This window comes from Granulicella pectinivorans (assembly GCF_900114625.1).
Taxonomy (GTDB): Bacteria; Acidobacteriota; Terriglobia; order Terriglobales; family Acidobacteriaceae; genus Edaphobacter; species Edaphobacter pectinivorans.
On the sequence record NZ_FOZL01000001.1, the window covers coordinates 3204509 to 3217009 of the forward strand.

At 62.9% G+C, this 12501-nt stretch carries 12 protein-coding genes; 9 read left to right on the top strand and 3 right to left on the bottom strand.

Annotation, left to right across the window (positions count from 1 at the left end):
- Window positions 1–258 precede the first annotated feature (258 nt).
- From BM400_RS12685 to BM400_RS12695, 3 genes are read left to right on the top strand one after another with little or no spacing between them, the layout of a single operon-like run.
- A complete protein-coding gene (locus BM400_RS12685) occupies window positions 259–477 on the top strand; it encodes a flagellar FlbD family protein (protein ID WP_089839498.1) in 219 nt (72 codons plus the stop codon).
- A gap of 5 nt (window positions 478–482) precedes the next feature.
- On the top strand, window positions 483–1295 hold the full coding sequence (locus tag BM400_RS12690) for a flagellar motor protein (protein ID WP_089839499.1): 813 nt from the start codon (window positions 483–485) through the stop codon (window positions 1293–1295).
- On the top strand, window positions 1292–2011 hold the full coding sequence (locus BM400_RS12695) for an OmpA/MotB family protein (RefSeq protein ID WP_245781854.1): 720 nt from the start codon (window positions 1292–1294) through the stop codon (window positions 2009–2011). The genes BM400_RS12690 and BM400_RS12695 overlap by 4 nt, the downstream gene beginning before the upstream one ends.
- On the opposite strand, the gene BM400_RS12700 is transcribed toward BM400_RS12695, so the two are convergent.
- Window positions 1980–2408, bottom strand: a complete 429-nt coding sequence (locus BM400_RS12700; RefSeq protein WP_089839500.1) for a secondary thiamine-phosphate synthase enzyme YjbQ — start codon at window positions 2406–2408, stop codon at window positions 1980–1982. The two genes, BM400_RS12695 and BM400_RS12700, sit on opposite strands and share 32 nt — an antisense overlap.
- A 22-nt stretch (window positions 2409–2430) precedes the next feature.
- Between BM400_RS12700 and BM400_RS22920 the strand changes: the two genes are divergently transcribed.
- The 4 genes from BM400_RS22920 (at window position 2431) to sdhB (ending at window position 6954) form a co-directional block, all read left to right on the top strand.
- Window positions 2431–3402 carry a non-canonical purine NTP pyrophosphatase gene (locus tag BM400_RS22920; RefSeq protein WP_342714587.1) on the top strand — a complete coding sequence of 324 codons (972 nt, stop codon included), beginning with the start codon at window positions 2431–2433 and terminating at the stop codon, window positions 3400–3402.
- Between the two features lie 149 nt (window positions 3403–3551).
- Window positions 3552–4316 (top strand): succinate dehydrogenase/fumarate reductase transmembrane subunit, encoded by a 765-nt coding sequence (locus BM400_RS12710; RefSeq protein WP_089841887.1) that lies wholly within the window; start codon window positions 3552–3554, stop codon window positions 4314–4316.
- Between the two features lie 22 nt (window positions 4317–4338).
- Window positions 4339–6108, top strand: a complete 1770-nt coding sequence (gene sdhA, locus BM400_RS12715) for a succinate dehydrogenase flavoprotein subunit (protein ID WP_089839501.1) — start codon at window positions 4339–4341, stop codon at window positions 6106–6108.
- A 90-nt stretch (window positions 6109–6198) separates the two neighbouring features.
- A complete protein-coding gene (gene sdhB / locus BM400_RS12720; protein WP_089839502.1) occupies window positions 6199–6954 on the top strand; it encodes a succinate dehydrogenase iron-sulfur subunit in 756 nt (251 codons plus the stop codon).
- A 67-nt stretch (window positions 6955–7021) separates the two neighbouring features.
- Here sdhB and BM400_RS12725 read toward each other — a convergent pair whose 3' ends face one another.
- Window positions 7022–7219, bottom strand: a complete 198-nt coding sequence (locus BM400_RS12725) for a hypothetical protein (protein WP_089839503.1) — start codon at window positions 7217–7219, stop codon at window positions 7022–7024.
- 130 nt (window positions 7220–7349) lie between these two features.
- Between BM400_RS12725 and BM400_RS12730 the strand changes: the two genes are divergently transcribed.
- Window positions 7350–8762, top strand: a complete 1413-nt coding sequence (locus tag BM400_RS12730; protein ID WP_089839504.1) for an MHYT domain-containing protein — start codon at window positions 7350–7352, stop codon at window positions 8760–8762.
- A 42-nt stretch (window positions 8763–8804) separates the two neighbouring features.
- Window positions 8805–11312 carry an LptF/LptG family permease gene (locus BM400_RS12735; RefSeq protein WP_089839505.1) on the top strand — a complete coding sequence of 836 codons (2508 nt, stop codon included), beginning with the start codon at window positions 8805–8807 and terminating at the stop codon, window positions 11310–11312.
- Window positions 11313–11345: 33 nt separating this feature from the next.
- Here the strand turns inward: BM400_RS12735 and BM400_RS12740 are convergent, their stop codons facing one another.
- Entirely contained in the window at window positions 11346–12500 is a 1155-nt protein-coding gene (locus BM400_RS12740) for a KpsF/GutQ family sugar-phosphate isomerase (RefSeq protein WP_245781855.1), read from the bottom strand.
- Window position 12501: the final 1 nt, after the last annotated feature.

The following is a 12501-nucleotide window of genomic DNA, read 5'->3' on the forward strand; positions in this document are numbered from 1 at the left end:
GGATGCGCTCCTGTATCGATCGATGTTGGGGGGTATGGGTGACTGCGGACCGCCTGTCCCCAGGGAATGTTGAAGGAAGAGGAGGCGCACGGTGCACCGTCTCTCGCCTTTGCCGTCGTGCGGAAGGCTCCGCATTCCCACACCTCATCGGCGGGCATTTCCAGAGCATTAGTTCCCGTGTGGACCGCGCCAATCCCCGCGATTCCGGCGCGCTATCGATGGCAGCGTTCGCGCCGATGAACGGAGCGAGGAGCATCCATGATCCAACTGACCCGGTTGAACGGAACTCACCTGACGGTGAATTGCGACCTGATTCGCTATATGGAGGCGTCGCCCGATACGGTCCTCACCATGATCGGCGGCGAGAAGCTCGTGGTGCTGGAGCCATGCGAGGCGATCGCAGAGATTGTGCTGCACTATCACGCGCAGGTACTGCGCATGGCATGGCCTGCGCGGTATGCGCAGAAGGCAGGGTAGACGCGATGGACATTGGAAGCTTTCTGGGCATTCTTCTGGCGTGCGCAGGAATCCTGCTTGGCATGACGCTCGAAGGCGGAAGCCTGAAGCAGATCGTGCAGCCGACCGCGGCGTTGATCGTTCTAGGCGGTACCCTCGGCGCGGTCATGCTGCAGTTTCCGTTGCGCGTCATGCTGGCCGCCATCGGGCAGGGCATGCGCGTCTTCTTCGCGCGTGGACTGAAGGCCGAGGCAACACTCGAGCAGATCGTCGCCTTTGCCTACATCGCCCGCAAGGGAGGAATCCTCGCGTTGGACGGCGAACTCGACAAGGTCAAGAACCCCTTTCTTAAGCAAACGTTGATGCTGGCCGTCGATGGCACCGAACCCGAAGTGCTCCGCACCATCATGCGTCTGTCACTGGAGAATCGCGCCGAGATTGACGAGTGCATCCCCGCAGTCTTCGAGGCAGCCGGAGGCTACGCCCCCACGGTTGGCATCATCGGAGCGGTCCTCGGACTCATCCAGGTGATGCAGCATCTCGATCACATCGACGAGGTCGGGAAGGGCATTGCGACGGCGTTCGTAGCAACCATCTACGGTGTCGGCCTCGCGAATCTCATCTGTCTGCCCGCCGCCGGAAAGCTGAAGATCCTGCATCGCGACGAGCAGCGAAACCAGGAGATGGTGCTCGACGGGGTGATCTCGATTCTCGAAGGCATGACCCCCCGCATGATCGAGACAAAGCTGGAGACATATCTAGTGTCGCCGAAGAAGGCCGGCGGCCGCCGCGCAGCAATACGCCCCGCCGAGGCCATCAGCGATGAGGTGGCTGCGTGATCCGCAAGAAGAAGCACCACGCAAACCATGAGCGCTGGCTGGTCTCCTATGCCGACTTCATGACGCTTCTCTTCGCCTTCTTCGTGGTGCTCTTCGCCTCCAGTCAGGCCGACAAGAAGAAGCAGAAACAACTCGCCGAAGCGATGCAGACCGCCTTCACCAAGGAAGGCGGACTCAAGGCAGTTGCAGCCGCCCCGATGACCCCAGAGGAAGCCCTGGACGCGCTGGCGAAGGCCGAGCTGCGCAAGGAACAAAGACTGCGTGAACGCCTCGTCGCCAAGGCCATCGCCATCGGCATGCGTCCTGACGCCGTCGTCCTGCGCACCACCCCCGAAGGCCTCGTCGTCTCCCTCCGCGAATATGGCTTCTTCGGCTCAGGCTCGGCCATCGTGCGTGAGGCTTCGATGCCCATGTTGATCGAGCTCGCCCGCGCTATGCCCGAAGGCCCCGTGCGCGTGGAAGGCCACACCGACGGCGTGCCGATCCACACCATCCAGTTCCCAAGCAACTGGGAGCTTTCCAGTGCGCGTGCTGCCGCGATCGGCAGAATCCTCCTCGACAACGGACACGTCCCTCCCGCCCAGATGGCGGTCGAGGGACTCGCCGAGTTTCATCCCGTCGCCACCAACGACAACGAGGTCAACCGCATGTCGAACCGCCGTGTAGACGTGATCATCCTGCGTGCTACTTCGTTACCCCAAGGATCTTCACGATGACTCGCTTCGATCGCTGTCCATCGAACTCCGCGTAGAAGATCCTCTGCCAGCGCCCGAGATCGAGCGTGCCCTTCGTGATTGGCAGCGTCGTCTCGTGGTGCAGCAGGAGCGCCTTCAAGTGGGCGTCGGCGTTGTCCTCGCCCGTATGATGATGCTTGTACCCCGGCCACGACGGAGCCAGCTTTTCAAGCCATGTGGAGATATCTTCGATCAGCCCATCCTCATGGTCGTTCACATAGATCGCCGCCGTAATGTGCATCGGCGAGACGAAGCACAGTCCATCGTCTACGCCGGAACGGCGCACGATCTGTTCGACCTGCGGGGTAATGTGAACCATCTCGTAACGGTCGTGGGTGGTGAACGTGAGGTACTCGGTGTGGGCCTTCATCTCGGGCATCGCGGTCTCCTATACTGACAGCATGCCCGATTTCGATGCGGATAAGTTGTTCTACGCGGGACTCGACGCCCTGGCCGCCGGCGATACCGAGTCCGCCATCTCGGATCTGCGCACCGCCTCAGCCGCCGGACATCGCGATGCCACGCACGGCTTGATCCGCGCCCTCGACGTCGCCGCACGCTACGACGAGGCCCTCCCTGTCGCCCAGGCTCTCATCGCGGAGGCGCCGAACGACATCCTCGCACGCACCAGCCTGTCGATGATCTACCAGCACATGGGCATGGTGCCCGAGGCTGAGAAGGCCGCGCTCGACGCGAAGCTCCTCGACTGGAAGATGCAACTGCAGGGAACAGGGAGCAGGGAACAGGGAACAGATCCATTCGCCGCGAAGGCGATCGAGAGGCTCTACGTCGCAACGACGAACGCTGGAAAGCTTCGCGACTTTGAGGTAGCCTCCGGCGGCCGGGTCAGGCTTCATCCTCTCCCCGGCCTGAAAGAGATCCCCGCGCCCGCGGAGGATGAGCTGACCTTCGAAGGCAATGCCGCGGTAAAGGCAAAGTATTACTCGCTGCTCGCCCCCGGTGAACTCGTCGTCGCGGACGACTCCGGCCTCGAAATCGATGCGCTCCACGGAGCCCCAGGCGTGCGGTCGGCTCGCTACGCCGAGGACATGGGCTTCACCGAGGGCGATACGCTCGACGCCCGCAACAACCTCTGCCTCCTCGCGGCGCTCGCCGGCAAACCCCATCGCCAGGGACGCTACCGCTGCGCCCTCGCCGCGGCCCGCGACGGCGTGGTCCTCTGGAGCGCTGACGGCAGCCTCGAGGGCTCGCTCCTCGAGGCTCCGCGCGGCACCGGCGGCTTTGGCTACGACCCCCTCTTTCTCCTCGCGGAGCTCGACCGCACCATGGCCGAACTCACCCCCGAGGAGCGAATCGGCCTGAGCCATCGTGGTAAAGCTTTGGCGGCTTTATTGGATGCGATGGAAGCCTGAGCACCGGAAGTCGTGATTTTCGCACAGAATGTCCGATAAGCGCACGGATCGGCTCGTTCGCCTTGACGGGCGTTCTCGGCGGACGGAATAATCCTCTTGCCACGCTGTTTCCGCTTCGTGCGGAAGCTTTCAAGATCAGGAGTCCGCCCATGGCTACCGCCGCCAGCCCCACCCCCGCCGCCACGCCCCTTCGCGGGGTGCAACCCTTGCGCGCCGGGAAGGGCAACTCGTACCTCTGGCACAAGCTGCACTCGCTCTCCGGCATCGTGCCCATCGGTGCCTTCCTCGTCGAGCACATCGTCTCCAACTACGAGACAATGAACGGTCCGCTCGCCTACGCCAAGCAGGTCCAGTTCCTCAACTCGCTGCCTCTCGTGCGCGTCCTCGAGATCTGCTTCATCTTCATCCCGCTCACCTTCCACGCGCTCTACGGCGTCTTCATCGCCTTCCGTGGACGCGTCAGCGTCAATGTCTATCCGTGGGCAGGGAACTTCGGCTACGTCATGCAGCGCGTCACCGGCCTGATCGCCTTCGCCTACATCATCCAGCACGTGGCCCGCCAGCGCTTCATGGGCGTCAGCCTTCCGGAGAACCCGGCGATGGCCTTCCACAAGGTCCAGGTCGAGCTTTCGAACCCCTGGATGCTCGCCATCTACGTCATCGCGATGATCGCGACCTGCTGGCACTTCGCCTACGGTATCTGGCTCTTCGCCGCGAAATGGGGCATCACCCCGGGCAACGTAGCCCGCAAGCGTTCCGGCTACGCCTGCGCTGCCTTTGGCACCATCATGTGCGTCATGGGCCTGCTCAGCATCTGGTCGGTCGCCTTCAATCCGAAGTATAAGGACGCGCCGATCCCCGTGCTGGGATCGCAGACCGCGGGTGAATCCAGCACCGCACCGGCAACGAACTAAGAAGCAAGCGAGAGAGACGATTATGGCAGCAGCACCCAGGATTATCGTAGTCGGCGGCGGCCTCGCAGGCCTCTCGGCCGTCATCAAGATCGCCGAAGCCGGAGGCAAGGTCGACCTTTTTTCGATCGTGCCGGTCAAGCGTTCGCACTCGGTCTGCGCGCAGGGAGGCATCAACGCGGCCAAGGACCTCAAGGGCGAGGGCGACTCGGTCCTCAAACATTTCGACGACACCGTCTACGGCGGCGACTTCCTCGCCAACCAGACCCCGGTCAAGAACATGACCGCGCAGGGACCGGCGATCATCGACCTCCTCGACCGCATGGGCGTGCCCTTCAACCGCACCCCCGAGGGCCTGCTCGACTTCCGCCGCTTCGGGGGCACGCTCTATCAGCGCACCGCCTTCGCCGGCGCAACCACCGGCCAGCAGCTCCTGTACGCACTCGATGAGCAGGTTCGCCGCCACGAGTCCGAGGGTAAGGTCACCAAGTACGAGGGCTGGGAGTTCCTCTCCGCCGTGCTCGACGACAACGGCGTCTGCCGCGGCATCTCCGCGATGGACCTCCGCACCATGGAAGTCAAAACGTTCCCCGCCGACGCCATCATCATCTGCACCGGCGGCAACGGAGCCATCTTCGGCAAGAGCACCAACTCCGTCGTCTGCACCGGCTCCGCGCAGTCCGCGCTCTATCAGCAGGGAGCCTTCTACGCCAACGGTGAGTTCATCCAGGTCCACCCGACCGCCATTCCCGGCGAAGACAAGCTGCGCCTCATGTCCGAATCCGCCCGTGGTGAAGGTGGCCGCGTCTGGGTGCCGCGTGACCGCAACGACAAGCGCGTCGCGAAGTCCATCCCCGAGGCCGACCGCTACTACTTCCTCGAGGAGCGCTACCCCAAGTACGGCAACCTCGTTCCCCGCGACATCGCCACGCGCGAGATCTTCAAGATCGTCTACGAAGACAACATGGGCATCGACGGCCAGCCCATGGTCTATCTCGACCTCACGCATCTGCCCAAGGAGCGCTTGCATAAGCTCGAAGGCATCCTCGAGATCTACGAGAAGTTCGTCGGCGACGATCCCCGCGAAGTGCCCATGAAAATCTTCCCCGGCGTCCACTACACCATGGGCGGTCTCTGGGTCGACTTCGAGCAGCAGACAAACATCCCCGGTGTCTTCGCCGCGGGTGAGGCCGATTACTCCATCCACGGAGCCAACCGCCTCGGTGCCAACTCGCTGCTCTCTTGCATCTACGCCGGTCTCCTCTCCGGCCCCAACGCGGTCGCGTACGCCAAATCGCTCAAGCCGCAGGTTGGCGATGGCGGCCACGCGGCCGAGTTGAAGCGTCAGAAAGAGAAGAACAACGTCCTTCTTTCGTCCACCGGCTCGGAGAACCCCTTCAAGCTCTGGCGCGAGCTTGGCGACACCATGACCAAGCACTGCACCATCGTGCGGTACAACGCCGGTCTCGACGAGGCCGACGCCAAGCTGGTCGAGTTGCTCGCTCGCTACAGGAACATCAATCTCTCCGACAAATCCCAGTGGGCCAACACCTCGTTCGCCTTCACCCGCAATCTCGGCAACATGCTGGAGCTCGCCCGCGTCATCGTGCAGGGCGCGCGTCTTCGCGATGAGAGCCGCGGTGCCCACTACAAGCCTGATTTCCCGAACCGCGACGACGAGAAATTCCTGAAGACCACCAAGGCTTCCTTTGTCGACGGAGCTCCGAAGATCACCTACGAGGATGTCGACACGTCGTGGATTACGCCTCGTCCGCGCGTCTACTCATCCAGCTAAGCAGTCGACTGAAAACGGAAGGGCACGGCTTTTCGTCGTGCCGCAAGCATCGCAGAAGAATTGGGGCTTCAGCCTCTGAGGGCAATCATCATGGCCGCAACCCAGACCACCATTCAAGTCGAGATCAAGCGCCAGTCGACCCCCGACGGCCCAGCGGTAACCGAGAAGTTCGAGATCCCCTACCGCCCGAACATGAACATCACCTCGCTGCTCGGCGAGATCGCGCTGAATCCGACCACCATCACCGGGCAGGCAACCTCACCCGTGACCTACGATTCGAACTGCCTCGAAGAGATCTGCGGCTCCTGCGCGATGCTGATCAACGGCAAGGCCCGCATGGCCTGCTCCGCGCTGGTCGACAAACTCGAGCAGCCCATCACCCTCGCACCGCTTTCGAAGTTCCCCGTGGTCCGCGATCTCTCCGTCGACCGCTCCGTGCTCTTCGAGAACCTGAAGACGGTGAAGGCTTGGGTTCCCATCGACGGAACCTACGACCTCGGCCCCGCACCGCGCCAGTTCCCGCAGATTCAGGAAGAGCGTTACCCTCTCTCGAACTGCATCTCCTGCACCATCTGCATGGAGGTCTGCCCGCAGTTCAACGACGCCACCGGCTTCGTCGGTGCAGCGACCATCGCGCAGGTCCGCCTCTTCAACATGGACCCCGCCGGCTCTGTGCTCAAGGAGGAGCGTCTCCGCGCCCTCGCCGGTGACGGCGGTATCCAGGAGTGCGGCTACGCCATGAACTGTGTCGCCGCCTGCCCCAAGCAGCTTCCGCTCACCGAGGCCATCTCCGATGTGGGCCGCGATGTGATGATCCAGCAGGTCAAAGACTTCTTCGTCAGCTAACCCTTCGCCCACGAAAAAGCCCTGCCAGCGTGGCAGGGCTTTTTCAGGTACAGCCTGGGAGAGACGCTTACTTCGTGAAGATGCCGCCGCTTGTGGACCGAACGCCGCCGACATTGTCCGATGTCTCGGAGTGATGTTCCACCTTGCCTGCCTTCTGTGCCATCTGGCCGGCAACCTCATCGATCTTCTGCTGCTCGGTCTGCTTGGGGTTGATTTCGTCGTCCTGCGTAATCTGCGGATTCGTGCTGATATCGACTGTGCTCATGACAATACCTCACCAAATACGATGCGGCTTTTCGCGTGGGGTTTGCCCGGAGGACTGACGTAGCGTACGCTCATTGTATAGACAACTGATTGCAAACGATTTCATCCACTGCTTTGCCTGAGATGATCCGGTGAACGCTTTACCCCTCTCCTATTCGTACCGCCTGGTGGCTATCTCCGTCGTCCTCTCGATGACGGCGTCTTATGCTGCGTTTGGCCTTGCCGACAGGATGCGCGTCGCGAAGACGCGGATGCACCGGTTTTTCTGGCTCTCCGGTGGGTCCATGGCGATGGGCATCGGCATCTGGTCCATGCACTACCTCGGCATGCTCGCCGTCAAACTTCCCGTCCAGGTCGATTACTACATCCCCACGGTGGTTCTGTCTCTTGTCCTTGCGATCGCCGCCTCGGCCGTAACGCTCACCGTGGTCAGCGCGGAAGACGTGGGCTGGAAGCAGCAGGGGATCGGTGGTCTCCTCATGGGCGCCGGCATCGGCGGCATGCACTACATCGGCATGGCCGCGATGCGCTCGAGCGCCATGCCGATGTATTCCACGCCCGTCGTCGTCCTCTCGATCGGAGTGGCCGTTGTGTTCTCCGCGCTTGCCCTCCACATGGCAACCCTCGTCCGTGGCGCGGGGGAGCGGGTGGAAACCGTACGTGTCGGTGCGGGTGCGCTCATGGGCCTCGCCATCGCGTCCATGCACTACATCGCGATGTCGGCGGTCCACTTCATGCCGGGCTCTCTGGGATATTCGCCGGCGCACACGGTTCATATCGACGAACTGGGACAGATCGGCGTCTCCGTCACGGCTGCGCTCGTGCTGTTTGTCGCTCTCTTCTCGGCGAACCTGGATAGGCGGCTGTACTATCGCCTGCGCAAGGCCCATGCCGAACTCGCCAAATCGCAAAGCGCCCTGGTGCTCAGCCAGCGTGCGCTCAAGGATGCGAATGCCATGCTGCGTGAACTCTCCGTCCGAGACGGGCTCACCGGCCTCTACAACCGACGTCACTTCGACGAGCGCTTCCAGGTCGAGTGGAGCCGCGCCGTCCGCAACCATCAGCCCATCGCGCTCATCATGCTCGACGTCGACCGCTTCAAACTCCTCAACGATCGCCACGGACACCAGTATGGCGATGAGTGTCTGCGCGAGGTCGCCCGTGTCCTCACCGAGCAGTCGGCCCGCGGGGAGGATCTCGTCGCGCGCTTCGGCGGTGAGGAGTTTGTCGTGCTTCTCCCTGGCTGTGCCTTGCCGGGGGCGGTGGCCATCGCGGAGGGAATTCGGCAGGGAATTCTCAACGCGAAGATCGTCCATGACGCCAGCCCGCTCGGTTGCGCCACCATCAGCGCTGGCGTCACAAGCTGGATTCCGGAGCAGGACGACCTGCTCGACACGATGCTCCGCAGCACTGACGAGGCCATGTATGCCGCCAAACAGGCCGGCCGTAACCAGGTCAGAGCGGCCACATCCACGCCGCCCGCAGATCGCAAGCGTCTTCCGCAGCGTGCCTCGCAGGTGCCCCGCAAACGCCCAATCGCATAGGCGCCCCGTCGCCGCGATACACTGACAGAAGCAGATTCTGTCATGCGCATCTTTACCCGTTACATTCTTCGCGAAGTCGTCTCCCATGCCATGCTGGGCGGGGCACTGTTTACGTTTGTGCTCTTCGTGGGCAGGCTGGGGAAGATCGTGGATCTGGTCGTGCGTGACTCCGCCTCCGTGCGTGAGGTCGTCCGCATCGTGGCCTATCTCCTGCCGGATGCGATGACCGTGGCAATCCCCATGGCGGTCCTGGTCGGTATCCTCCTCGGCCTTTCGCGGCTTGCCTCCGACAGCGAGATCACGGCCATGCGCGCCTGCGGCATGTCGGCCATGGACTTCGTGCGCATCGTCTCCATCGTCTCGGTCGTGGCGCTCAGCATCGGCCTCGTGAACTCCATGTATCTCGCGCCCCGGGCCGCGACAGCCTTGCTCGCGCTCGAGAACGAGTTGAAGACGACACAGGCCTCCTTCGAGGTGCAGCCGCGCGTCTTCTACGAGGACTTCAAGAACATCGTCCTTTACGTGCAGGATGTGAAGCCTGCGGCCGGCGCGGCGTTGTGGAAGCATGTCTTCGTCGCCGACCTCACGCAGCCTGCCAATCCGAACATCGTGACGGCGGACTCTGCTATCGTCGTCAGCGGCGCCGCAGCACCCGGCGATACATCCTCCTCGGTGCGGATGCACTTGATGAACGGTGGCGAGCACAAGCTCTCCCCAACCAATCCTGACCAGTACGACATCTCGACCTTCTCCGACTCCGACATGCCCCTGCAGCCCGGCGCGCAGGACGACACGCACGTCTCGCGCATGGATGCTCCCTTGCTGGCCCTGCCATTTCGCGAGCTCTACCGGCGAGCGCAGGACAACGTCCCCGGTGGCGTTCCGGCCAGGCTCTATCGCATCGAACTGAATCGCCGGCTCTCCTACCCCTTCGCCTGCCTGGTCCTCATGCTGGTTGGCGTGCCTCTTGGCCTGTCGTCGAAGCGCGGTGGCAAATCGACGGGCTTCGTCGTCGCCATTATCGTGGTCCTGATCTACTACTTCCTGTCGTCGGTCGGCGTGGCGCTGGCCAAACAGCAGAAGATCTCCCCGTTCCTGGGCGTATGGGGCGCGAACCTCCTCTTCTCCATCGTTGGCCTCGTGCTCCTGCAGGAGCTCACCCGCGGCGGCGCCATCATCGCCGCTCTCTCGAGCTTTGGGGCGCGCATCGCCGGCATGCTGCCCAGCAAGCTCGGCGGCCATCCCGTCCGGGAGGAGCAGGAGAGCGACGTTCCCTCGCTCGAAAAGATCATCGTCACCCGCGCGCGCCGCCTGCGCAGCATGCTGCACATCCGCTTCCCGCTTCTGCTCGATGAGTACGTCATGCGGGAGTTCGGCAAGAACTTCATCATCGGCCTCTTCGGCTTCTCGGCCATCCTGGTCATCTTCACCTTCTTCGACCTCGTCGGCGATATCATCCGCAACAAGACCGCGGTGGTCACGGTCGGCGGCTATCTCCTGAACCTTCTCCCCTTCATCTTCAACAGCGTCGTGCCTATCTGCTCGCTGGTTGCCGCGCTGCTCACCTTCGGCTCCCTCAGCCGCACCTCCGAACTCACCGCCATGAAGGCGACCGGCATCAGCATCTATCGCATCGTCGCGCCTGTGCTTGTGCTCACCCTGGTCATCGCGGCTGGCCTCTTCGCCTTCGACGAGAACCTTCTGCCCGCCGCCAATCGCCGTCAGGAGGCTCTTCGCTCCGTCATCAAGGGAAAGCCGGCCCAGACCTTCCTGCGCCCGGAGCGCAAGTGGATCTCCGGGATGACCGGGCAGGACCTTCCCATTACCACCAGTGAGGTGATGCAGACTCTGCCCCAGTCGGCGGAAAGTTCGCAAACCTCGCCCAACGCCCTCGCGCTGCCCGCCTCCGTCAAGCTCAGCCCCGATCCCGCGCGTATCTTCTACTACCAGTTCTTCGATCCCGACAAGAACGTCTTCGCCAACCTAACCATCTTCGAGTTCAACCCGTCCACCTTCAACCTCCAGCGTCGCATCTTCGCGGCGTCGGTACGCTGGGATCCGCAGGTGGGCCGCTGGGTCTTCGATAACGGTTGGCAGCGCACCTTCGCCGGGGACACCATCGGAAGCTATCAGCCCTTCACCGTCGCCACCTTCCCCGAGATCAAGGAACAGCCCTACTACTTCAAAAAGGAAGACCTGCAATCGCAGGAGATGAGCTACGGTGAGCTGGAGCACTACATCGGAGACCTCAAGCTCTCCGGCTTCGACACCATGCGGCTTCGCGTGCAGCTCAACCGCAAGCTGGCCTACCCGCTCATCACCTTCATCATGGCGGTGCTGGCCATTCCGTTCGCGCTCTCCATGGGTAAACGCGGTGGCTTGGCCGGCATGGGTGCCGCCATCGGTATCGCTATCGGCTACTGGGTCATATCGAGCACCTTCGAAGCCATGGGCAACGTCAACACCCTGCCGCCGATGCTGGCCGCATGGACGCCGGACATCCTCTTCGGCTTCGCCGGCGCCTATCTGCTGCTGCGGACGCCCACTTAGACCTCACCCATCGCTGAAAAACCGATGGTCCCCCTAAAGCCCGATCCGCAGTAGATCGTGAATATGCACGATCCCGATCGGGGTCGTGTCCCTTTCCTGCATTGGCAGCACAAACACGCTCGTCACGCGCCGCTTGTTCATCGCATGCAGAATATCCGGCGCCAGTGCATCCGCATCGATCGTCCATGGCTCCGGCGTCATGATCTGCTCCACCGGCTGGCTCATCGTATCCAGGCTCCGCAACGTCGTCTTTGCAAAGGCCCGTCGCAGATCGCCGTCGGTCACCACCCCCACCAGCGAACCTGTCCGCGAAAGCACACCCGTCACCCCGAAACCCTTGCTCGTCATCTCGACGATCGCTGCCGAGAGCGACGTATCCGGACGCACCAGAGGAAGTCGCTCGCCCGTATGCATCAGAGCATGTGCCGGAGTCAGTCGGGCGCCGAGATTTCCCCCCGGATGCAGCGCACGGAAGCTGGCCGGATATTCCCCCTCCTCCAACCCTCGCGCCTCCAGCACAGCCAGCGCAAAGGCGTCGCTCAGCGCAAGCTGCATCGTCGTGGAGGTGCTGGGAGTCAGGTTGTCCGGACATGCCTCAATCGCCAGTGGTAGCTTCAGAATCACGTTCGCAGCCAGCGCCAGCGGAGACCGCGGAAACGCCGTCATCGCCACAATCGGAATCTGCCGCTTGCGCGCATACTCGGTCAGCGCGGCAAGCTCAGGTGTGTCCCCCGACCACGAGAGCGCGAGCAGCATGTCGCCGGTGCGCAACGCACCCAGATCGCCATGGCTGGCCTCCGTCGGGTGCAGAAAGTGAGCCGGCGTCCCTGTGCTCGTCAGCATCGCGGCCAGCTTGCGCGCGATATGGCCCGATTTGCCGATCCCCGTCACATGCAGGCGTCCGCTCAGAAGCACCGTCATCTCAACCGCCTGGGCCAGGCGCTCCCCCAGAACTCCTTCCAGAGCACGCCGCAGCGACTGCAGCCCGGCAATCTCGATATCCAGGGTGCGCAGCGGCGAGCGCGAGAGCAGGGGACGTTCGTCCATCTCAGGATCGACCAATCCCGATTCGCCGATTGGCGCAAACGACGGCGCGAGCGGAACAGGATAGGGAACCGGCCCTCCCGGGTTATGACTGTACGGCCTGACTGCGGGAGTGCGGTTTACGGGCTTGATGTGGGTCGTCATG